The organism is Aquidulcibacter sp., assembly GCF_044346625.1.
Taxonomy (GTDB): Bacteria; Pseudomonadota; Alphaproteobacteria; order Caulobacterales; family Aquidulcibacteraceae; genus Aquidulcibacter.
In genome coordinates this window covers 1-22705 of the sequence record NZ_JBIIYV010000013.1, presented here as the reverse complement: position 1 = coordinate 22705, position 22705 = coordinate 1, and the positions used below count along the sequence as shown (strand labels likewise).

Genomic DNA, 22705 nt, shown 5'->3' with positions numbered 1-22705 from the left:
AAACGCTGACTACGCCACCGCAACCTCGTCTGCGGGCAAGAATTTCTTTCCGCGAATGTGGTCGGAGATTTTCTCGGCGATCATCATGGTCGGGGCATTTGTGTTGCCGCCAATCAGGGTCGGCATCACCGAAGCATCGACGACGCGGAGGTTCTCCACGCCGCGTACTTTGCAATCCTTATCGACGACGGAGTCCTTATCGCTGCCCATCCGGCAGGTGCCAATGGGGTGATAGATCGTCTCAGCTGTAGCCTTAATATAAGCGTCAATCTCGTCATCGGATTGAACGTGCGCGCCGGGCTTAAATTCTTCCCCGCGATAAGGGGACAAGGCAGGTTGGCTCAATACCTTGCGGCCAATCTTCAAACCCTCGCGCAGGGCGCGGCGATCTTCTTCGGTGGAAAGATAATTCGGGTCGATCTTTGGGGCTGTAAAGGGGTTGGCACTTGATAGGCTGATGGAACCACGACTTTCGGGCCGTAACTGGCAGACATGCAGCGAGAAGCCGTCTTGGGTAGCAGCGACATTGCCATGGTCCTGCACCAAGGCATTGACGAAGTGGAATTGCAAGTCTGGCCGGTCGAGGCCTTCGCGCGATTTCGCAAAACCACCTGACTCGAGGAAGTTTTCCCGGCCCAGGCCTTCCTTGCGGAACAAATAGGTCAACGCGGTCAGATATTGTTTTAGGCCCCGGTTCAGCGAGAAAGCCGTGATGGGTTGGGTGCAATTTTGTAGGAGCAACACGTCCAAATGGTCTTGTAGGTTTTGGCCCACATCCGGGCTATCAACCAGAACTTCAACGCCGACGCGTTGCAGTGTCTCCGCTGGGCCAATGCCCGATACCATTAGGATTTGCGGCGATTGCACGGCCCCAGCACATACCAAAACTTCCTTGTTGGCATAAACGCGGGAGCGGGGTGACTTCTCATCGTGGGCGTATTCGACGCCGACGCAGACCTTGTCTTCAAACAAAAGCTTGGTTGTATGGGCGTGGCTGCGCACGGCCAAATTTGGACGTGACAAGGCGGGCTTGAGGTAAGCAAACGAGGCGGACCAGCGCTCGCCGTCCTTGACGGTCAGCTGATAGGAACCAAAGCCTTCTTGGTCATAGCCATTGAAGTCCTCAGACTTCTTATGGCCAGCCTGCACAGCGGATTCAACGAGGGCGTGGTAAAGCGGATTGGTCGACTTGCCCCAAGAGACATGCAGCGGACCGGTGGAGCCGTGAAATGCGTCGCCGCCCGTCTCCAAGGTTTCTGAGCGCTTGAAATAAGGCAGGACTTCGGAAAAGCTCCACCCCTTCAGGCCCATTTGGGCCCATTGGTCATAGTCGCGGGCATGGCCACGAATATAGATCATGCCATTTATCGAGCTTGATCCACCCCAGCCCTTCCCACGTGGCCAATAGAGCGGGCGACCATTGAGATTGGTTTGAGACTCGGTTGTAAATGCCCAATTATGGGCATTCTTGCCCTTAATCAGGGTGCCAACGCCCGCAGGCATCCGAACCAACATCGAGTTGTCCCGCCCGCCAGCTTCCAGCACCAAAACGCGGACTGAAGGGTCTTCGCTTAATCGGTTGGCGAGCACACAGCCGGCGCTGCCCGCGCCAATGATGATATAGTCGAACCGGTCTTCAGCTGACGCTGTGGCCATTTAATAACTCCCCGTCGTGAGATTTACTCGTTATTGGACTTGTGTTTGGCTTGAAGCCGCTGGCTGGGCAAGTGAAAATAGCGTTCAGCCTGTCCACTGTGGCTTGCGCTTTTGCGCAAATGCCATGGGGCCTTCGATCATATTGGGTGACTTAAACATGGCATTGATTTCGCCATATTTGGACTGGCCACGATAGGCTGCTTCGAGCGAAGGTTCATCCAGACCGCGATAGACGGCTTCTTTCGATGCCCGGATGGACGTTGGGGAACAGTCAACAATCAGATCTGCCCATGCCTGTGCCCGTTTTAAAAGGTCAGCAGGTGTCGTTACCTCGTTCACGAAGCCCAAGCTCTTGCCTTCTTCGGCACCAACCCGGCGCCCCGTCAAGATCATGCCCATTGCTTGCTTCTGGCCGATTTGGCGCGGAAGGCGATGTAAGCCACCAGCAAGAGCTGCAAGGCCGACTTTTGGTTCTGGCAGAGCAAAAACAGCAGTCTCGGAGGCGATGATCAAGTCACAAGCCAAAGCAATCTCAAACCCGCCGCCCATGGCAATGCCGTTGACGGCGGCAATCACTGGCTTTGTGAGGTCGAAGCGGCTGGTCAGGCCTGCAAAGCCGCTATCCGGCACGTACATCTTGCCACCAGAAGCTTGGTACTTGAGGTCATTACCCGCACTAAATGCACGGTCGCCAGAGCCGGTAATGATCGCGACCCACAAATCTGGATTGGCGGCAAATCCGTCGAACACCTCCGCCAGCTCTGCATTGGCAGGGGGATGCAGCGCATTCATCGCTTCAGGACGGTTGATGGTGACCGTTAGGACACGGCCTTCGATCTGTGTGCTGCAAAACTCGTAAGACATGTTTCTCTCCCTGATTTTTTCTCATGACCTAGCACGCAAACGCTGGCATGGAAGACCATAAAGCACCTTTTTGTTCTGCAGTGCATGGACGCGCGTTGACATGCTTTCGCCGCGTTCTTACCTCACGGACCAAACGAGTTGCTTTGGCGCGGCTTTCGCGCCCCTTACAGGTCTGATGAATCAGATATGTAGGGCTCCATTATTGCCGGGGTTTCCGGCACAGGTCAGGCCGGAAATTCATGTTGAATATCGTCAAGAAGCTGTTTGGATCCTCAAACGAGCGCCGCGTGAAGTCGTTCATCCAGCGGGTGGAACAGCGGATCAATCCGCTAGAAGCGGGCATCAAAGCACTCAGTGATGACGATCTTCGTGGCAAGACGGACGAGTTCAAAGCGAAGCTGGCGGCCGGCGCTACCCTTGATGATATTTTGGACGAAGCCTTCGCCGTTGTTCGCGAGGCTGCTTCCCGCGCCATTGGGCAGCGTCATTATGATGTGCAATTGGTTGGAGGGATGGTTCTGAACTCTGGTGCGATTGCTGAAATGCGCACGGGTGAAGGCAAAACCCTAGTCGCGACCGCACCTGTTTATCTCAATGCGCTACAGGGCAAAGGCACACATGTTGTAACGGTCAATGACTATCTGGCGAGACGCGACGCCGAATGGATGGGCCGCATCTATAGCTTCCTTGGCATGGAGACCGGCGTGATCGTTCCTGGCCTCGACGACCGTGAGCGCCGGGTCAATTACGCAAAAGACATCACCTATGGCACCAACAACGAATTTGGCTTTGATTATCTGCGCGATAATCTGAAATATACGCTCGATGAAATGGTCCAACGTGAGCACCATTTTGCGATTGTTGATGAAGTTGACTCTATTCTGATCGACGAAGCGCGTACGCCTTTGATCATTTCCGGCCCGACAGACGATCGTTCAGACTTCTATCGCGCGATGGATGAGCTGATCTATCTGCTCGACAAAGACGACTATGAGCATGACGAAAAACAGCGTTCGGCGGTTTATACCGAGCAGGGCTCTGAACATATTGAAGATTTGCTGCGGGAGCGCGGCTTGCTTGAGGGCGCTCTGTATGAGGCCGTCAATACGACCATCGTGCACCACGCCAACCAAGCCTTGCGCGCCCATGTGCTCTACACCCGCGACAAGGACTATATCGTCAAAAACGATGAGGTCGTGCTGATTGATGAATTCACCGGTCGGATGATGACGGGTCGGCGGTTATCCGATGGCTTACATCAGGCCATCGAAGCCAAAGAACTTGTTACAGTTCAACCTGAAAACCAAACTTTGGCTTCCATCACCTTCCAGAACTACTTCCGGCTCTATGAGAAGCTGGGCGGCATGACCGGGACGGCCCAGACCGAAGCGGCTGAATTTGAGGATATCTATAGTCTTCAAGTCGTGGAAATCCCGACCAATCGGCCGGTTGCGCGGATCGATGAGAACGACGTCGTATATCAAAACGAAGCTGGCAAGAACAAAGCCATCATGCGCGATATCCACGAATGCTATTCGCGCGGTCAGCCAATCCTTGTGGGTACCGCCTCGATTGAGAAGTCAGAGACGATCTCTGAATTGCTGAAAGCCGACAATATTCCCCATTCGGTTCTGAACGCGCACAAGCACGCCGAGGAAGCCGAAATCGTTGCAGAGGCTGGCGTACCTGGAGCTGTCACCATCGCCACCAACATGGCTGGTCGCGGGACAGACATTCAGTTGGGCGGTAACCCAGAAATGCGCCTCGAAAAGGAGCGTCGCACCCGCGAGGCTGCTTGGGGTCGGGCACTGACTGAGGCCGAGTTAAAGAGCCTGCATGACGAGATCATGGCCGACATTGCAGTCAAAAAGGCCAAAGCCATGGAGCTGGGTGGCCTTTATGTCTTGGGTACCGAGCGTCATGAAAGCCGCCGGATTGACAATCAGTTGCGCGGGCGCACCGGTCGTCAGGGCGACCCCGGCAGGAGCCGCTTCTACATCTCCTGCGATGATGATCTGCTGCGCATCTTTGGCGGTGAACGTATGGCCGGCATTTTGCGTGTTCTAAAGGTGGATGAAGACGAGCCCATCGAAGAACGCATGATGAATAAGGCGATGGAAATCAGCCAAAAGCGCGTCGAAGCCCGCAACTTCGAAATCCGCAAAAATCTGCTCAAATATGACGATGTGATCAATGATCAACGCAAGCAGATCTTTGAAGAGCGCAAGGAATTCATGCGCACGGAAGACGTTGAAGAAACCGTCCAGCACATGCGTCATGAAGTCATCGACACCTTGTGCGAAGAATATATGCCACCAAAAATGCTCCCGGAACAATGGGATACCAATGGCTTGGAAGTAGAAGTGCAAGATGTTTTGGGGCTGACCATTCCTGCTAAGGACATGGCGGCGCAGGAAGGCGTGGATGACAACGACATCCGCCAAGCCATCATCGAGGCCTCGGATAAGGTTTGGGCCGAGAAAGTCGCCATGATGGGTGAGGAACAATCCCGCTACATCGAAAAGCAAGTTTTGTTGCAGACCATCGACCTCAAATGGCGTGAACATTTGACCCAAGTAGACCACCTGCGTTCGGTCATCCATTTGCGTGGCTATGGTCAACGCGATCCGCTGATCGAATATAAAACTGACGCCTTCTCGATGTTTGAGAAAATGCGGACGGACTTGCGGGCCGATGTCACGCGCTTCCTCATGAACGTGCAATTGGTTCAGCCTGATCAGCCGATGGTGCCAGCTGACTTTGACCCTAGCAGGGCAACCATTGACAGTGGCTTTGGCGCTGGCATTGGTGATGGCTTAGGTCTTAACCCGAATTGGCTGTCCAGCCACCCGTTGCCAGCAACCGGGCTTGATGAAATGGGCGCTGCTGCAGATGATTTGGTGCCGTCCGCATTGGGTGAAATGCCGCGCGCTTGGCTCGATACGCCACGCAATGCGCCTTGCCCATGTGGATCTGGCAAGCGCTTTAAGGCTTGCCACGGCGCGCTCTAAGGTCGCCTGTTCGTGGAATTGAACAAATAAAACAAGAGCTTGATTTCAGTCAAGCGCTTGTTTTTTTATAGCATTTGGTCTTAATTGGGCAGGCCGATGGCCGCCTTGATATCGTCCCAAGCCACCAATTTGAAGTTTTGTGCACCCCCGGCTTGCATGCCATCTTGGGCGATAAATAGCCCACCCGGGAAGGCAGACCCAAAGTCGCCGACAATCAACTCTATGCCATCGGTCTCTTCAGTTGCGCCAAAGGTCCCGGCGGCAATCCTGAACCGGCCCACATAGCTCTCATCACTCGCCTTATAGATGGTGTAGGCATTGTCGCCTTGGCTGGAGACCAGAATATAGCGCGCGTCGCCCGGGCCTTCTGCCAAGGCAACACCTTCGGCGTCCGCCACGATGTTCTTGCCATCGGCGGGGGCAATCTTGGATGGCGTGAGGGCTCCGGTCGGTCGGGCATCAAAACGCCAGAGGCCGACGTCTTCTTCGGCGACATAGAGGCGCTGGGTCTTCTCATCGACCACACAGCCCTCCGATTGGGTGCCAAGCTTCATCGTGCGCACAATTTGGCCAGACGGTGTTTGGCCGGCCAAATCTAAAGCCACCTGATGGATTGTGCCGTCCTTAAGCACCATAAAGGCAAAAAACTTGCCCTCGGTTTGCGCGAGGCAGATGCCGTAAGCCTCGCCAGCCCCCGCAGCAACGGTGCCGAGTGGAGTCAGTTTGGCGGAGATGGGGTCCAGCGTGAATAGCGCCACTTTGGCTTGGGTTAGGTCGTTGCGGTCGCTGGCTGCGACGACAATTTGCGGTGTGCCAGCGACCAAGACATCGGCCCGAAGGTCCACATTATTCACCCTACCAGCATCGAAGAAATCACGTATTTGGCCGTCCAATCCGTAAGCATAAAGGCCAGCCTTCTTGTCCGTGCCCACGATCAAGCTGGCTTCAGGGCGGGCAGGGTTACGCCAAATAGCTGGATCATCGGCTGCATCTTGATTGACAGAGCCAACAGGAACTGTTTCGCCGCGAGCTACGACGTTTACAGCAGGCGTTGCCCGCGCAATGCGTTCCCCAATCGGCAGCTCTGTCGCGCACCCACCAAGAAAAAGGCTTAGACAAGCAGGCACCAGAACAAATTTAGCAACACGCATCACAATTCTTCTCCACTGGTTCGTTCGCTTCCTAGGGCGATAGCCTAGTTTCATTCCAACCTTATGACGATAGGGCTTATGATGCAGGCACTGGCTTCAAACTTGCGTGAAAGCGTTTCCAATTCTCGACATAATGCAAGGCAGAGCCGGTTAGGAATTGAGCTTGGTCTGGGGTGACCTCGCGAATCACTTTGCCAGGTGCGCCCATCACGAGGGAGTTGTCGGGAATCACTTTGCCTTCTGGGATCAGCGTTTTGGCCCCAATGATACAATTTTTGCCAATCACGGCCCGATTGAGGACCACGGCACCAATGCCGATCAAGCTATTATCGCCAATCTCGCACCCATGAAGCATGGCCAAATGGCCGACCGTGACGTTTTTCCCAATCGTAAGCGGGATGCCAATGTCTGTATGAAGTATTGCCCCGTCTTGGACATTGGAGTTCTCGCCAATCGTAATTGGGTCGCAGTCTCCACGTAAAACAGCATTAAACCAGACACTTGCGTTATGATGCAGGATGCAATTACCAATCACGGTCGCATTGGGTGCGATCCAATAATCGCCCGAAGCCGGCAGCGTGGGGGTCGCATCGCCCAAAGAATAGGCACCTAGAATAAAGTTCATAAAAAAGTTCCCTTCCGACAAGATTTTGTGACGTTAACACCTCATTTACTCTGCTAGGATGACATCGCAACAGAGATTCGCGGCAAGGTCGAAGAGGTCTTCGATACTCCCGCGATTAGGGGGCTTAGTGATCGCATACGCGACCATTTATGATCCAGACCCTGCCGGCCTTTTGGTCGGCTCTCTAAGCGTCTTGTTGGCATTCAACAATTCTTTGTGCGTCGCAGCCCTCAAGGTCTGCGGCGTTTTTTGTTTCCATGAAGTCCGTCCTGAAGGAGCATGTCTATGGCTAAACGCCCAGCAGTCCGTCGCACCCGTGATCAAGCAGAGCAGTCGCGTCAATCGCACAGCTTAGGGGGGTCGAAACATGGCTCTTACGTGCAAGAAGAGTCGAATGTACGGGCGCTGTTTGGCTGGAACCCAACGGCACAGGATGACGGGCCAGACCGCGACCAGAGCTTCCTCAAAAAGGTAAAGCCCCGCACCGCTGGACAGGAAAAATTGATGGATGCCATCGATTCAAACCCGCTTGTAGTGGCCATCGGCCCAGCTGGCACCGGCAAGACTTATTTGGCGATTACAAAGGCGGTAGAAGCTTTGGAAGCTGGCCGCGTGTCGCGCATAGTCTTGTCGCGACCTGCGGTGGAGGCTGGCGAATCGATCGGCTTCTTGCCCGGGCATATGGAAGAAAAGCTCGCGCCTTATCTGCGGCCTTTGATGGATGCGCTTTCTGACCGATTGAGCCCAAAGCGCCTAAAGACCATGATGGTTGAGGGCCTGATCGAAATTGCGCCAATTGGTTTCATGCGTGGCCGAACCCTGAACAATGCCTTTGTGGTGATTGATGAGGCGCAGAACTGCACCTACGGCCAACTCAAAATGCTCCTGACGCGCTTGGGCTGGCATTCCACTATGGTTGTTACTGGCGACCCAGCCCAGACTGACCTCTTGCCTGAGCTATCGGGGCTTGGCCAAATTGCAGATGCGCTGGACCGCCTCGACGATGTCGCAGTGGTCAGGCTGGCCGACGTCGATATCGTGCGCCATCCCTTGGTCGCCAGCATGCTGAGCGTATTGTAAAATCAAAAGAAAAGCCCGCCACAGAAGTTCTGAGGCGGGCTTTATCATGTCTGGCTGGTGCGTCTATTAGTCTTCCAGATCAATATCCAGAATGGCCATTTCAAAGATGTAGGAGGTTTCACCTTCATCTTCGTCAATATAGACAGTGCCCAAGAACTCAGGGCCCAGATACACTTCCATCGAATCCTTCACGCCGGCGCGTGGCTTCAAGGTCACGTCCTTTGTGCGGAAGACCCGGTTCATATGCGCTTCGACGCGCTTCCACTCAGGATTTGCCATGATTTTTCTCCAAGAATTTGACCACGGGTTTAGGGGTTCGTGAGGGAACAAGAAAGGGGGCTAAACCCGCAATTGGCCATCGAGTACAGTCACCGCATTGCCGCGTAAGAGTACCCGGTCGCCAACGACCTCACAGGTCAAAGCGCCGCCCCGTCCTGGATAGGCTTGGAAATAGGTAAGGCAGGCATTGCCAATCTTGTCAGCAAACAAGGGCGCGATGATGCAATGGGCAGAGCCTGTTACCGGGTCTTCCGCAATCCCTGAACCCGGCGCAAAGAAGCGGCTGACCACGTGATAATCTGCATCTGGATCGGCCAAAGCTGACACCATCAGATTGCCCCGATTTCGCTCTAACTTCTCAGTGCAAATGCGTTCAATCTCTGCCAGATTGGGCTTTAGTCCCCGAACGACGGACTCGCTTTTGACGATCGCGACCGCATAATTGCCGACCCAAGTTTCAACCACTTCAGCGCCTAGGGCTTCTGCCAATCCGTCTGGGGTGGCAATTTGAACCGGGGGATTGGCGGGGAAGTTAAGCTCTAACTGACCGTCCTCGAGCGTGCGCACCGTCAAGGGACCACTCAGCGTATCGAAGGTAAGACTTGATGCCTTAACGCCCAATTCTCTGAGCAAGACATGGGCCGAGGCCAAGGTCGCATGACCGCAGAGGGGGATTTCCAAAGCAGGGGTAAACCAGCGCAGGCCAAAACGCGCAGGATCATCTGTCCGCAACAGATAGGCAGTCTCGGCTTGATTATTCTCCATCGCCAAAGTCTGCATCCAAGCCGCATCTGGCCATTGGTCAAAGGGTTCGACGACACAGGCAGGGTTGCCGGTGAAAGGCTTTGAGGCAAAGGCGTCGACCAGAAACTGGCGCATATCAAGCTTCCTTAAATTGGACTTCAGGCCAGCGGGCTTGAATGCCAGCCACTTTGACTTTGGTATTGCCGGTCGCCCCCCGCTTTGGGTTCGGGCGCAAGATCATAGCAAACACGTCCTCCAGCCCAAAAGGTGCTGATAGAGTGATGCTGTCATCTGCTTCAAGGCGCACAGCAACGGCATCGCTAAAACACAGATAGCGCTCAAGCGATTCGTCCGTACAGCTCAGCGGCGCATAGGGGCTGCCAAAGCGTTGCTCAAACCAAAGATGCACACGGGCTTGATTGCGGACCTCAACCAAGGGCTTCAAGGACTCCGGCAACAAGTGGTCGACCGCTTTGATAATTCGGTCTTCTGCGTCCCAAGAGGTATCGGGATCGAAATAGCAAATGTCATAATCCTTGATGCCATAATCGGCTGGCCTGCCAGTCAACGCATTCCAAACCGTGCCATAGATGGAGCCCGCCACGAGGCGCCAGTCTGGCAAACTGGCATCGCGAACCAGCCTTAGGACCTCCATCACTTTCGGGCTGGCCCGCACCATATCGATCAATCTGGTCTCTAGATTTTCGCTCATTTCTGGACGGGCCAAGCGTGGTTCAGGGGGCCGTGGCCTTTGCCAAAGCCGGGTGCCCGTTTGATGGCTTCGACCAGATAGGCCCGCGCGCGCTCAACCGCTTCTTCCAGTTCGACGCCTTGAGCGAGGAGGGCAGCAATGGCGCTGGCCAAGGTACAACCGGTGCCATGGGTGGAAGTGGTATCGATGCGCTCAGCCTCAAAGAAAACCTCGCCTTTGTGCGTCGCCAGCACGTCGGTGAAGCGCGCGCCCGGAATATGGCCGCCTTTGACCAACACCGCACTTGCGCCCAGCCGCAACAAGCGCTCTGCTGCTCGGCGTTGCCCATTGATGCCATCAACCGAAACATCGGCAAGGCGTTCGGCTTCCGGTGCATTGGGGGTCAAAAGGCCTGCTAGGGGAATCATCAGGCTTTTGACGGCAGCAACAGCCTTGTCTTCCAATAAGGGATGTCCGCCTTTGGCCACCATGACGGGATCTATCACACGGGGTACGGACTTGGTGTAAGCATCTAGGGCTTCGGCGATAACTTCCACGGTTTCAATGCTGCCCAACATGCCTGTTTTGACGACATCGACACCCAGATCGCTTGCCACGCAAGAGATTTGATCGCGAATGACCTTTAAGGGGATGGGATGAACATCAAAAACGCCAAGCGTGTTCTGCACGGTGATGGCTGTTACAGCCGTCATGGCAAAACCACCCAGCGCTGTAACCGCTTTAATATCGGCTTGAATGCCAGCACCGCCACCGCTGTCGCTGCCAGCCACGATCAGGACGCGGCCTTTGGGTTCGCTCGTCATGAAATTGCCTCTCGCTAGGTTGATTGGAGGAATAAATAGGCCAAGCCCATGCGCCTAGAAGTCTATCAAAGCTGTTTGCACGGTCAGGGCTTGGCGCGTCTCAGTGACATCATGAACGCGCAGGATTTGCGCACCATGTTGGGCTGCAAACAAAGCCGCCGCCACAGAGCCGCCCAAGCGATCACCTACCTCCGCCCCTTGGTCGAGGGCGGCGATGAAGCGCTTGCGAGAGGCCCCAACCAGAACCGGACGTCCCAGAGCCACGAAACGGGGCAAATCGCGCAGCAGAGTCAGATTGTGCTCCAGCGTTTTGCCAAATCCAATGCCCGGATCCACGATGATGTTGGAGAGTTTCACACCAGCTTGGATCGCTTGTCCAATCCGCCCAACCAGAAAGTTTAGGACGTCCCCAGTCACATCTCGATAATGAGGGTCAAGTTGCATGGTCTTTGGATCGCCTTGCGCATGCATCAACACAACAGGCACATCGAGGTCTACAGCCGTGGCTATAGAGTCGGGCGCAAAGGTCAGCGCCGAGACATCGTTCCAGCAATTGGCGCCGGCTGCGATCGCTGCGCGTGCCACTTCAGGCTTGCGGGTATCGATGGAAATGGCAACCGAACTGGCGCGCCGGATCGCCTCAATGATCGGCAAAACACGTGCGAGCTCTTCTTGTGTATCGACAGATTCAGCGCCGGGGCGTGTACTTTCCCCGCCAATATCGAGAATATCTGCGCCTTGCGTGATCAGTTTGCGCGCCTGCAGCAGGGCGGAATCTATGTGTACAAACTGCCCGCCGTCGGAAAAGCTATCGGGTGTGGCATTGATAACGCCCATAAGCAGCGGTCGGCTTGGGCGGGTGAGAGCTTCGGAGAATGGATTCATAATGCTCAAACTAAGCAAGTTTGCCGCCCAAGGACAGGGTTTGGTGTGCGAAAGGCCTTTCCTTCATAGCGCGGGGAGGTCAAACTAGAGACATGACCCAACCCGCGACTCCCCCCGCACCGCGCGCCTATGGCGCTTTGAATTGGATCGGCCTGCAAACGCTTTATCAGCGCGAAGTGCGTCGGTTCTGGAAAGTGGCTGTTCAAACGATTTTCGGCCCTGTCGTCTCAACTTGGCTGTTGATGGTGGTGTTTGTCATGGCTTTTGGTGCCGACAAGCGGATGATGAGCGGGATCCCGTTCGCGGACTTCTTGGCCCCCGGGCTGATCATGTTGTCGATCATACAAAATGCTTTTGCCAATTCTTCGTCGTCTTTGATCGTTGCGAAGGTCCAAGGCACGACGGTGGACTTTTTAATGCCGCCCTTGTCAGCAGGCGAACTCACTGCGGGCTTTATTGCCGGAGCGACAACGCGTGGGCTGTTGGTGGCTTTGGCGATGGCCGTATCGATCACGATCTTTGCCAATGTGATGCCGAAGCATATCGGCTGGACGCTTTATTTCGGTTTGACCGGGGCGATCATGTTTGGCGCCTTTGGCGTCTTGGGCGGCATTTGGGCGGATAAGTTTGATAATCTGGCCTTTGTGACCAGCTTCTTGATCACACCGCTGACCTTCCTGTCGGGTACTTTCTATTCTATCAAAGTGCTACCTGAACCCTTCCATACGCTGTCGCTTTGGAACCCGGTATTCCATCTGATTGATGGCTTCCGTTACGGATTTACCGGCCATGCCGATGCTGATGTCATGACGAGCGCTGTGTCGACCGGTGTGATCAGCCTCATGTTGGTTTTTGCCTGTTGGCGGGTGTTCAAGACGGGGTGGCGCATGCGCGCATAAGGCTGTAAAAGGACCCAGTCCGACTTGGTTTCGAACGAGGGACCTAGCAGCAGCTAGGCCCTTTTTCGTTTGGTCTTATCGGTTGAAACCCATGATTTGGAGAGTGATCTGTGAGCGCTGCCCCGTTAATGCCCGTCTATTCCCCCGCTCCAGCCGATTTCGTGCAAGGGCGAGGCGTTGAAGTCTTTACGGCTGAGGGTAAGCGCTATCTCGACTTCATTGCTGGTATTGCCACCAACAGTCTGGGGCATTGCCATCCTAAGCTGGTGGCGGCTTTGACGGAGCAGGCCAATAGAATCTGGCACATGTCCAACATGTACCAAACTGAACTTCAACGCTCGCTGGCGCAGAAATACACCGATGCTACTTTCGCGGATGTGGTGTTTTTCGCCAATTCCGGGACTGAGGCGATTGAAGCCTGCTTGAAGCTGACCCGCAAATATCATTCAGCCAAAGGTAATCCGGAACGGATTGAGATTTTGGGCTTTGAAGGGGCTTTCCACGGCCGCTCTTATGGTGCCATCAATGCGGCTGCTAACCCAAATTATTTGGCGGGCTTTGGCCCGCCGCTGCCGGGCTACCGCCAATTGCCATTCGGCGATCATGAAGCGCTAAAAGCGGCCATTGGCCCCACAACCGCTGGCATTATCCTGGAGCCTGTCCAGGGTGAAGGTGGCGTTCGCGCGGTGCCAAACGAATGTTTGCAGGGCCTGCGCGCTTTGTGCGACGAACATGACATCTTGCTGATTTTTGACGAAGTGCAATCGGGCGCTGGGCGGACTGGCAAGCTTTTTGCCCACGAATGGGCTGGCATCACCCCCGATGTAATGGCTGTTGCAAAAGGCATGGGTGGCGGTTTCCCCATGGGTGCCTGTCTGGCCACGGCAGAAGCCGCCGCCGGGATGGTTCGCGGCGTTCACGGATCGACCTTTGGCGGCAACCCGCTGGCGATGGCTGTTGGCCATGCCACCTTTGACGAAATCAGCCAGCCTGAATTCCTTGAGCATGTGCGCGATATCTCCAATCAGCTGCACCAGTCCTTGGCTGGCCTAAAAGACCGCTACCCAGACCTCGTGGTCGATGTGCGCGGCAAAGGGTTGTTGGCCGGATTGAAGTTGACAATTGACCCCCTGAAAGTGCGTCAGTTGTGCTTTGAGCGCGGTATGTTGGTTGGCACTGCTGGCCAAAATGTGTTGCGGATGGCCCCACCTTTGATCGTGTCGCCAGACGATGTTTCTGAAGCCATCTCGATTTTGGACGCAGCCTTGGCTGCAGCCCAAGCAGAGGTCAATGCAGCCGCCTAAGCCGGCCTGACTGGACGTTTCATCATGCGCCATTTTATCGATATTGATCTCCTCGCGCCTGAGGAAGTGCGGGCTATTCTTGATGAAGCTCATGCCCGCAAGCGCGCGCGCCAAAATTGGCCCAAAGGCAAGGTCGATGCCGATGCACCGCTGGCTGGCCATGTGCTGGCCGCCATTTTCGAGAAAAACTCAACCCGCACCCGTGTGTCTTTCGATGCGGCCATGCGGCAATTGGGTGGGCAGACGTTGATGATGGATGCTGCCACCAGCCAATTGGGTCGTGGGGAGTCGATTGTAGACACCGCGCGGGTGTTATCACGCATGGTCGATGTGATCTCTTTGCGCGCCAATAGTCACGCCAGTCTGTTGGAATTGGCCGAGTATGCGACTGTCCCTGTCATTAATGCACTGACGGATTTTTCCCATCCATGCCAGATTTTGGCCGATCTTATGACCTTGGAAGAGGCTGGCATCGCGCTCAAGGGTGCGAAGATCGCTTGGGCGGGTGATGGGAACAATGTGCTGACCAGCTTTATCCATGCGGCCTCAAAACTGGGCTTCCAAGTGGCTGCAGCATGCCCAGCAGGCTTCCGGCCTTCCGATGAAGTATTAGCGGCTGGGCGCGCAGCAGGGGCTGTTGTTGAGGTGTTTGATAACCCGGCAGAAGCTATTGCAGGCGCAGATTGTGTGGTGACAGATACTTGGGTTTCGATGGGCGATACCAATGTTGGTGAGCGCATGCAGGCGCTGGGGCCCTATCAGGTGAACGAAGAGCTGATGGCACAAGCTAAGCCGGAGGCGATTTTCCTACACTGCTTGCCGGCCCATCGCGGCGAAGAGGTTACCAATGCTGTGATGGATGGCCCTCAGAGTCGTATTTTTGATGAAGCTGAGAACCGAATTCACGCGCAAAAAGCTGTCCTGACTTGGTGCTTGGGGCAAGGGGCAGGCCAATGACATATGATGCCAATCCTTCCGATCCCGATGCGGACCTGATGGCCGCAGCCGACGATATTGTAGCGGCGTTCCAAATTGATGGTGAGCCTGTACGCGGACGTATTGTGCGGCTGGGGCCCGCAACGGTCGATGAGATCCTGCAACGCCACAAATATCCCGATTGCGTTGCGCGCCTTTTGGGCGAAATGTTGACTTTGGCAGCCTTGGTCGGGGCTTCGTTGAAATTCGATGGCAAGCTCATCATTCAAGTGCAGGGCGAAAATGGCCTTGAAGGGCCGATCCGTTTTATCGTGGCTGAATATCGCACCAATGGTGCCTTGCGCGGCTACGCCAATGTGGATGGCGTGGCATTGGCCAAGCTGTTAGCGCAGAATTCTGAGCCGACCTTGCCCGAGCTGATTGGACCTGGGCTTTTCGCCATGACGGTCGATCAAGGCGATGACATGGACCGGTATCAGGGCACAGTCGCGCTAGAAGGTGATACTTTGGCCGAGGCAGCGGCACTTTACTTCGCCCAGTCCGAACAAATCCCGACCCGCATCCGTATCGCTTGCGCAGAGACCCATGGCCCAGCAGGCCGGTCACAATGGCGGGCAGGTGGGGCTTTGATCCAGCAGGTTGCCGGTGACAGTGCGCGCGGCGACACGTCGATGGCTTGGGAGCATGCCTCGATCCTGTTTGAAACCCTAGAAGACCGAGAGCTAGTCAATGCCGAACTGTCTGCGGGGGATTTGCTGTTTCGATTGTTCCACGAAGATGGCGTGCGTTTGTTTGAGGCGCGACCGATCGAAACAGCTTGCACATGCTCCAGTGATCGCATCCTTGCTTTGCTCAAGCAATTTGGGGCAGAGGCGGCGGCTGACATGATTGAAGCCGACGGCTTCATCCGGGTCCGTTGCGAGTATTGTAACAAGAGCTTTGATGTTCGCCCAGAAGAATTGCTCTGAGCTTGAGCAAATCTAGACACAAAAAAGGCGGCCTTTTAGGCCGCCTTTGTCGTCTGAGAGAGCGTTTGAATTAGTGGCTGCTACGTTGAGCAACGAAGGTCGCGCTGTTGCCAATGGCCGAAGCACTGGCAGAGATCATGCCCATGTTGCCGCCGTTGAAATTGGTGGTCGCGGTCACGTTGCCGGTGTTGGTCTGGTTCGTACGACCTTCAACCAACACGCTCTCATTGCCGCAAGAAGCACAGGAATAAGCGGTGATTGAATTGCCGACTGCCGACGACGTCGCTTGGCCCACGCCGCCATTAGCCGATGCGCCGGAGAAGCTGGTTGTCGCCGAGACGTTGCCCGTGTTGTTTTGGTCCATGAACATCGAAACGTCTGAGCCCAAGTTCGACAGCAAAGCAGAGTTACCAACCGAATTGGAACCCGACATGGCAAAGCCTTCGAAATTGTCTAAATTGATAACGGAGCTCGATGAAACATTGCCGCTATTGTTTTGCGAGCCACTCATTTGAGCATAGCCCCATTTGTTTTGGATTTCGGCCAAGTTGCCTGCTGCAGCTGCGCCGCTCGAGACGTTGGTTGCGCTTTTGACATCAACAGTCGAAGTCGTAGCGACCTCGCCAGAGTTTTTTTGATCAACTTCAGCAAAAATCGTGGCAGCTTCACCTTCCCAACGCGCTGAGTTTGCAGCACCGATGGCATTGGACGAGATCGCACCGTTATTGCAGCACGCAGTAACTTTGGAGGATGCATCTACTTTTGCAGCGCTGGTTTGGGTGACTTTGCCTTGGGTGTAGCCATTCTTGGTGAAGCTGCCGAAGCTGTTCGCAGTTGCTTGAGCACCCGAAACAATGAAGTCAGCCGAGCCAACATTGATCGTCGATTTGGCCGTGATCTTTGTGCCAGCTTGTGCGGTTTGGGTCGAATTGATCCCGACAGAGGCGCAGCAACCTTCAACTTGGGCCGCATTGCCGTGCGCTACAGCAGTGCTTTGGGTCACGCCTCGTGCGTTTTGGCCGGTTACCGAATTGATGGCTGAGACGGTGCCGCGCAATGTTTGCGTGTTGGATACATTCATGCTCTGCTCAACTGCCTTCGCGGACATGGTATTACCAGCAGCGAGATTGTTGGAAGCAGTGCCATGGCTGGTTTGGAACTCGACGTTCAGAGTAGCAACGACATCGCTCATTTGAACTTGACCGTTCAGGACTTCGTAAGACGCATGCTGGGCGCTGGCGATTGCTGGGATGAACGCCAAAGCGGCTGCAGTTGCGATAAGATATTTTGCCTGTGCCATGTTCTACTCCACGATCTTGAGATCTGTCTCTTTCCGGCACACTCGGCCGGTGTTGGGAGTAGGATTGCGGGTTTCGTGCCAACGAAGGGAGTTTGAACTTAAGAATTCTCCTAAAGCGGGAAATAGGAAGTCGACTTAATCGAGGTCGAGCGACTGACGCAGGCGCGCCTTGATCTTTTCAAGGCTGTCTGGCGTGATTGGACCAAAGACACCGCGTGCCAATTCCGGGATATGAGCCATGGGGTCTTCGTCAGATTGGAAGATATAATGGTCGAAGACCACCTTCCAAGCTTGCTTTTCGGCTTTGGGTAGGTCGCGCAAGGTCAAGAGGGCATGTTGAAGGGTCAGGCTTGGGGTCACTAAATGTTCCGGGCCGTCGCGCCACCAGAAATTCACCAACATGCCAACGGGGGTCTTCGACTCCACATGGTGGATCCATAAGCTGGGCATATACAAAACGTCCCCAGGCTCTAAGTCTGCAATTTGGGCTGCCTTGATCGCATCAGTAAAGCGCGGGTGGGTCGTGAGGTCTGGTTCGGTAATGTTCACCAAAGAAATCGGTTGTCCCGCTAAGGTGTGATCAAGTGGGCCGATATAGAGGTTGTTGAGTTGTTCAATCGGGAACAGCGTAAAGCGGCGCTTGCCAGCAACAACACAGGCCAAGTTTTGCGGCAGATCCCAGTGGGCGGCTGTCCGGGTCTGGTTGCCAACCCACAAGGAAACCTTTGTGGCGACCTTTGGTTCAAGCAAAGGCATCGGGCATTCGATCGATAAAGTGGGGAAGAATTGCGGGAAAGGCAGGGCACCTGCATACATGCTAGGCGGATTTTCAACGTCACGCAGTCGCAGGAGAATGTTCAACAGGGTCTCAACAGAGGCAGAGCGCACGTCAAAATTGAATTCTTGAAGGTCCGCCCCGTAGCCAAAGCGCCCTTTGATTTCCGGCGGCGCGAAAAAGCAATTGGCCGGTGCGTCTGTAGCGTGACGGCCGACATAAGCACAAACTTCCTGATCGGATATCAGCCCAGCTTTAACAATCGGCCAGTCGCTGACAAGGCCGCGCAGGATAGCGGGCTTCTGAGCGGGTTGGATTGTGCTCTGGAAGAGGGCTAAATCAACCTTTTCATAGGTCGCGACCGGCTTACAATGTGACCAATCCACAGCCATGGTGCTTTTCCCCATCCGTTTCGCTTTGAACACAGCAAAAGAGCGGCCTTGATGGGCCGCTCTCTATCATGGTGTCAATAACTCTAGGAATGTACGACTAGTTCTTTGTGCCGCGTAGGGAGCGTGAGAGGCTTTTGTCGCGGGTGTCGTTCCAGTTATTGGGGTTGGTGCGTGCGGCGGCGCCGGCTGCGGTGGCGTCGGAGCGTGGGACGAAGGCACCGGTGTTGCCGATGGGGCCCATGGGGTCGCCGCCTGGGCCGAAGGCACCTTGGCAGGCACTAGCGCCTGGGACGCCGTAGATGTTGGACATCATTTCAACGACGGCGCGTTCAACGACCGAGCGGACGGCGAGTTGGACAGGCTCTTGGCTACGACCACCGACGCCGAGGTCGAGGGTGATGTTGTCGAGGAATTGGAAATAACCCAGACCGACTTCACGCCCGATGATCTGCTTTTGGTAAGAGATGACATCGACGACTTCGAGGGTCTTGGTGTCGATCAAGCGCAAGTCGAGACCGACATTCATGACATAGAGCTTACCATTGACGATGCCCTTGCCATTTGTGGGGTCACGGTCGCCGATGAAGGTGTCGGTGCCCATGGAGCGGATGTTGTAATTAAGCTCGGTGATGCCGCCGATGAGATAAAAGTCAGAGCCTGGGACTTGGCCGGCGAGGATGCGACGGAAGTCTTGGCCTTCTTCGCCGATCAGACGGTTGTTGGCATATTTGAGTTCAAGCTCGGACACGGAGGTGTCGAAGCGCTCAACCAGACGCGCGCCAGATTTGGCAAAGGCCGAGATAGCCATCAAGGAAGCGCCTTGGGTGACTTGGCGGCCGCCTTCGAAGTCGGACTTGCCGGTATAGTCAAGGATGCGACCAACCGCGACGCGGGGGCCGCGGATGTTCTGGCCTCGGGCATAATTGCCCAAGCAGACCAGAGCGGCTGAGTAAGGGGTTGGGTTGGCGGTTACAGGCGCATTGCCGATGGGGCGGGCATAATTGCCAGCCGGTGTGGCGGTGGGCGAGATACATCCGGTGAGCGCGAGGGTGCTGGCGAGGGCGAGGCTGGCCCATTTAGCGCGAGCGAAAAGAGTGGTTTGGGTCATTAGAAATCGAGCCCCCCGTTGAGCGTCTGCTGGGCGTTGTTAGTGGAAGGGACAGCCGAAGCCGCAGCGGTTGTGGTATTGCCCGCTGTTGTTGAGGTGGATTGTCCGTTGATGATGACGGTTTGGTTGCCGTTATTGATCTGGGTAGAATTGACGACCACGGTATTGAAGCTACCGGTGGTGTTGACATTGAGCTGGTTGCCGATGGCGGCCCCGGTGCCGGAGAAGCCCATGCCTGAAGAGCCGCTATTATAGAGGCCAAGTGGCAGAGACGATAAATCATCGCCCACGACAATGCGGCCATCGATGATGACGCGGTTGGAGTTAAGGTCGCGGGTGCTGGCATCATAGGGGCGGTTTTGGTCGCCGGGATTTGTGCCATAGGGACGGCTGAATTCATTGGCATAGCCAGCACGGCTTTGCGCATGGGCTGGCATGGCGGCAAGCATCGCAGCAACGCTCAAGGTTGCAGCCGACAATCCAAAAGCGGCACGGGCAAAGCGAGAGCGATCAAGCTTCACGTCAAGCTTCACATCAAGCTTTACTGGGCTAGTTGGATGAGCTTCCTTCATATTCTTCGCTCCTCTAGGACGAACACTGCACCAAGGGCTGCAATCACGGCGCCAACCAAATTTGGCATTCGCCCCTTCGATTCAGGTCTATTCTCGTGTTTGGCGAACCATTTCGTGCCAAACGGGATTTCCCCGTTTCGGCGATAATTCGTCATTGTTTCAATTTGAGCCGGTTTCTCTTCGTAACCAGCATGTTCTGAGATGCCCCTCACAAGATCAACTTAACCAATAAATCGTGGACAATTCATGAATAATGAAATGTGTTGACTTGTGTTTTTGTAGAAAACGTCTGCGGATCACTATAAGGACCAAAGGGCTATCACTTGGTCACTTCAAAATATCCACAACAACGGCCTAGGTTTTGAGAGGCAAAAGGCCAGGAACCGATAAAGGAACCTGGCCTCTTTACTGGCTAGAAGCCTTAGGGCTTAAGGCTTGCCAACGCTGAACACGTTCCCGATCGAGACCGACGAACCGAACACCGAACCGCCAACATTGTGGGCGCTGATGAAGGTGTTGGTGTTGATTGGGGCCACCATGTTTTGTTGGCCAGAGATGTTCATGTTGCTGGCACCAGCAAAGGTCATGGAGTTGCCGAAGCCGCGAGCGCTGCCAGTTACGTCACCGGTGATGTTCTGCGCGGTCAGGCTGACACCCGCATTGACTGCAGCGCCGCCATGTTGCTGGGCGGCAACATTGAAGACTGCTGCGTTTGGTGCAGAAGCACTCAAGATGTTGCCGTTGGCTTGAGCTGAAGCGGTGGCATTGCCGCCAATGTTGAACACATTGCCAGTGGTGTAAGCTGATGGATCGATCCAGTTGTGCTGGACGCTATTGATGCCAACTTCATGTGCACCTGCGAAGGAACCCGCTGCATTGTTTGCGAATGCTGCAGAGCTCAAAGTGACATCGCCACCAATGTTGCCGACATGGCCAGAAGTGGTTGCAATGGCATCGCCACGGAACTGCTGGTTGTTGTTCCAATGGACGCTGGAAGCGGTACCAGCGACTTCGGCGGAGTTTGCGCCTGCCACAGCCGAGAAACCAACTGCGCAGCAAACGTTGTGTGCGATGCCCACGGTGTTAGCCGAAATGTTGCTGTTCATAAACTGAGAAACGTTGATGGCTTGTTGAGCAAATGCTTGACCACCAATTGAGGTGACAAGAGCGATTGCCGAGATGATAGCTGCCTTTTTCATGATATACTCCCGCTGAATTGAAGCTCAAACCCTGTGTGGCTTCTGAAGGTAGGGGAGCAATCTGAGGGCCAATTCATGCCGCAGGGGAAATAAGGCAAAATAAGGCGAAAGTAACTGATCGGAAATCTGTGAACTTTCAAATAAACTATATAGGAGTTTCTTTATCTATAAACAATAAAGAATCTTAAGGCCTCTTTGTTGACAAATTAGTTAATAAAATATTTCGTAATCATTTGGGATTTTTTCTCAATTCAATACAAATTGTTCGCCTGCCGCATTGAACTTTTGTACTGGCGCGGCTGGGTGGTACGTCATATCATCTCGATATGATCACTCGACGCAAAACCCTGATGGCTCCCGCATGTGTCTTGCCCACTGTCGGTGCGGCCTGCAGTGAGCAGCCATTGGAGTTGCCTGGCCCGCAACGGGCGGCCGTCGCCATCGAGCGGGCCGCCCCAAAGGTCACCGAACGACTTCGGGCGCTAGGTGCCAGCCTGGGCGATCCAGTTTTCATCCGGGCTTATAAGCAAGAAAAGCGACTTTATCTTTATGTTCAGCCCGGTCGCACAGGCAGGTTTATCGAATTTGCGAGTTGGCCGATTTGCGCTGCTTCAGGTTTGCTGGGTCCGAAGGAGGCTGAAGGGGACAAGCAAGTTCCAGAGGGCGTCTATGGTGTGACGCCTGAAGCGATGAACAATGCCTCCTCTTATCATCTCTCAATGAATGTCGGTTATCCAAATGCGCTCGACCAATCCCTTGGCCGAACGGGCAGTTTCATCATGATCCATGGCCGCTGCGAGAGCATTGGCTGTTTGGCGATGACCGACCCGGTTATTGAGGATATTTGGACGCTCGTCTCTGCCGCCCATCAAGCCGGCCAAGCCAAGGTGGACGTGCATATTTTTCCATGTGTATTGAGCGAGAAAGCCCTAGCAGGCTTCGCTGAGAGCAAGCATTTGCTTTACTGGACCGATCTTATGGCGATCCAAAACGCCTTTGATCGAACGGGGAAGCCCCCAATCGTGGCGGTCAACTCAAGTCGCTATGTGGTGGTAGGGTAATACACTCGCCTCTTGGGCCGTCGCGGATGGTGCAAGCCTCGCCATAATCGGTAAACTTCTCGGCCACACAAAACCTCAGACAACCGAGCGCTATGCGCACTTGCGGCTTGATGCGGGTACAGACGTCGTCGAGGCGGTTGCAAAGCGCTATCTGCTGTCCCGCGAGGCGAACATGTCTTGACTTGAGTTACTGGTGTTAGAGTAAGGACTCTAAGGGCGGAGTGCCTTTTATGTTAGGTCTGATTTGCACCAAAGAACGAACCCGCTCCGCGGGAGGTTTGTGCGTGATGGGCTGGGGGCATGGATTTGGGTTGATTGCGATTTTGATTGAAGAAGTGGGTTTAGGTTCTGACGATGGATGCTCCTTTAACAAGATAGGAG

At 54.8% G+C, this 22705-nt stretch carries 21 protein-coding genes; 7 read left to right on the top strand and 14 right to left on the bottom strand.

Annotation, left to right across the window (positions count from 1 at the left end; genetic code table 11):
- Positions 1-9: 9 nt before the first annotated feature.
- Together ACIQ20_RS05445 and ACIQ20_RS05440 are read right to left on the bottom strand one after the other, a co-directional pair.
- On the bottom strand, positions 10-1656 hold the full coding sequence (locus ACIQ20_RS05445) for a choline dehydrogenase (RefSeq protein WP_395778150.1): 1647 nt from the start codon (positions 1654-1656) through the stop codon (positions 10-12).
- A gap of 84 nt (positions 1657-1740) precedes the next feature.
- Entirely contained in the window at positions 1741-2520 is a 780-nt protein-coding gene (locus ACIQ20_RS05440; protein ID WP_395778148.1) for an enoyl-CoA hydratase-related protein, read from the bottom strand.
- Between the two features lie 239 nt (positions 2521-2759).
- Here ACIQ20_RS05440 and secA point away from each other — a divergent pair, with 239 nt between their 5' ends.
- Positions 2760-5531, top strand: coding sequence for a preprotein translocase subunit SecA (gene secA / locus ACIQ20_RS05435; protein ID WP_395778146.1), 2772 nt, complete (start codon positions 2760-2762; stop codon positions 5529-5531).
- An 80-nt stretch (positions 5532-5611) separates the two neighbouring features.
- Here secA and ACIQ20_RS05430 read toward each other — a convergent pair whose 3' ends face one another.
- Both ACIQ20_RS05430 and ACIQ20_RS05425 read right to left on the bottom strand, forming a co-directional pair.
- Entirely contained in the window at positions 5612-6682 is a 1071-nt protein-coding gene (locus tag ACIQ20_RS05430) for a phytase (RefSeq protein WP_395778144.1), read from the bottom strand.
- Positions 6683-6758: 76 nt separating this feature from the next.
- On the bottom strand, positions 6759-7307 hold the full coding sequence (locus ACIQ20_RS05425) for a gamma carbonic anhydrase family protein (RefSeq protein ID WP_395778142.1): 549 nt from the start codon (positions 7305-7307) through the stop codon (positions 6759-6761).
- A gap of 285 nt (positions 7308-7592) precedes the next feature.
- Between ACIQ20_RS05425 and ACIQ20_RS05420 the strand changes: the two genes are divergently transcribed.
- Complete coding sequence (locus ACIQ20_RS05420) at positions 7593-8387, top strand: PhoH family protein (RefSeq protein ID WP_395778140.1); 795 nt, start codon at positions 7593-7595, stop codon at positions 8385-8387.
- A gap of 66 nt (positions 8388-8453) precedes the next feature.
- On the opposite strand, the gene ACIQ20_RS05415 is transcribed toward ACIQ20_RS05420, so the two are convergent.
- The 5 genes from ACIQ20_RS05415 to folP are packed head-to-tail and all read right to left on the bottom strand — an operon-like array spanning position 8454 to position 11810.
- Positions 8454-8666, bottom strand: coding sequence for a DUF3126 family protein (locus ACIQ20_RS05415; RefSeq protein ID WP_395778138.1), 213 nt, complete (start codon positions 8664-8666; stop codon positions 8454-8456).
- Between the two features lie 60 nt (positions 8667-8726).
- Positions 8727-9545 (bottom strand): PhzF family phenazine biosynthesis protein, encoded by an 819-nt coding sequence (locus tag ACIQ20_RS05410; RefSeq protein WP_395778136.1) that lies wholly within the window; start codon positions 9543-9545, stop codon positions 8727-8729.
- Position 9546: 1 nt separating this feature from the next.
- Positions 9547-10122, bottom strand: a complete 576-nt coding sequence (locus tag ACIQ20_RS05405; RefSeq protein WP_395778134.1) for a nucleotidyltransferase family protein — start codon at positions 10120-10122, stop codon at positions 9547-9549.
- Complete coding sequence (gene thiD / locus ACIQ20_RS05400; protein ID WP_395778132.1) at positions 10119-10925, bottom strand: bifunctional hydroxymethylpyrimidine kinase/phosphomethylpyrimidine kinase; 807 nt, start codon at positions 10923-10925, stop codon at positions 10119-10121. The genes ACIQ20_RS05405 and thiD overlap by 4 nt, the downstream gene beginning before the upstream one ends.
- 54 nt (positions 10926-10979) lie before the next feature.
- Positions 10980-11810 carry a dihydropteroate synthase gene (folP, locus tag ACIQ20_RS05395; RefSeq protein WP_395778130.1) on the bottom strand — a complete coding sequence of 277 codons (831 nt, stop codon included), beginning with the start codon at positions 11808-11810 and terminating at the stop codon, positions 10980-10982.
- A gap of 92 nt (positions 11811-11902) precedes the next feature.
- On the opposite strand from folP, the gene ACIQ20_RS05390 reads away from it, so the two are divergent.
- The 4 genes from ACIQ20_RS05390 (at position 11903) to ACIQ20_RS05375 (ending at position 15917) form a co-directional block, all read left to right on the top strand.
- Positions 11903-12709: an ABC transporter permease gene (locus ACIQ20_RS05390; RefSeq protein WP_395778128.1), complete on the top strand. Its 807-nt coding sequence runs from the start codon at positions 11903-11905 to the stop codon at positions 12707-12709.
- A 128-nt stretch (positions 12710-12837) separates the two neighbouring features.
- Positions 12838-14013 carry an aspartate aminotransferase family protein gene (locus ACIQ20_RS05385; RefSeq protein WP_395778201.1) on the top strand — a complete coding sequence of 392 codons (1176 nt, stop codon included), beginning with the start codon at positions 12838-12840 and terminating at the stop codon, positions 14011-14013.
- A 24-nt stretch (positions 14014-14037) separates the two neighbouring features.
- Positions 14038-14970, top strand: coding sequence for an ornithine carbamoyltransferase (gene argF / locus ACIQ20_RS05380; protein WP_395778126.1), 933 nt, complete (start codon positions 14038-14040; stop codon positions 14968-14970).
- A complete protein-coding gene (locus ACIQ20_RS05375) occupies positions 14967-15917 on the top strand; it encodes an Hsp33 family molecular chaperone (protein WP_395778124.1) in 951 nt (316 codons plus the stop codon). The genes argF and ACIQ20_RS05375 overlap by 4 nt, the downstream gene beginning before the upstream one ends.
- Positions 15918-15987: 70 nt before the next feature.
- Here ACIQ20_RS05375 and hfaD read toward each other — a convergent pair whose 3' ends face one another.
- From hfaD to ACIQ20_RS05350, 5 genes are all read right to left on the bottom strand, one after another.
- A complete protein-coding gene (gene hfaD / locus ACIQ20_RS05370) occupies positions 15988-17217 on the bottom strand; it encodes a holdfast anchor protein HfaD (protein ID WP_395778122.1) in 1230 nt (409 codons plus the stop codon).
- Between the two features lie 135 nt (positions 17218-17352).
- Positions 17353-18384 carry a cupin-like domain-containing protein gene (locus ACIQ20_RS05365; protein ID WP_395778120.1) on the bottom strand — a complete coding sequence of 344 codons (1032 nt, stop codon included), beginning with the start codon at positions 18382-18384 and terminating at the stop codon, positions 17353-17355.
- A 97-nt stretch (positions 18385-18481) separates the two neighbouring features.
- Positions 18482-19492: a holdfast anchoring protein HfaB gene (gene hfaB / locus ACIQ20_RS05360; protein WP_395778118.1), complete on the bottom strand. Its 1011-nt coding sequence runs from the start codon at positions 19490-19492 to the stop codon at positions 18482-18484.
- Positions 19492-20064, bottom strand: coding sequence for a holdfast anchoring protein HfaA (hfaA, locus tag ACIQ20_RS05355; RefSeq protein ID WP_395778116.1), 573 nt, complete (start codon positions 20062-20064; stop codon positions 19492-19494). Before hfaA ends, hfaB begins: the two co-directional genes overlap by 1 nt.
- A 428-nt stretch (positions 20065-20492) precedes the next feature.
- The gene (locus tag ACIQ20_RS05350; protein ID WP_395778114.1) at positions 20493-21263 is read right to left on the bottom strand and encodes a hypothetical protein; all 771 of its coding nucleotides are present in this window, start codon (positions 21261-21263) and stop codon (positions 20493-20495) included.
- A gap of 326 nt (positions 21264-21589) precedes the next feature.
- On the opposite strand from ACIQ20_RS05350, the gene ACIQ20_RS05345 reads away from it, so the two are divergent.
- Entirely contained in the window at positions 21590-22324 is a 735-nt protein-coding gene (locus ACIQ20_RS05345) for a murein L,D-transpeptidase family protein (RefSeq protein WP_395778112.1), read from the top strand.
- Positions 22325-22705 lie beyond the last annotated feature (381 nt).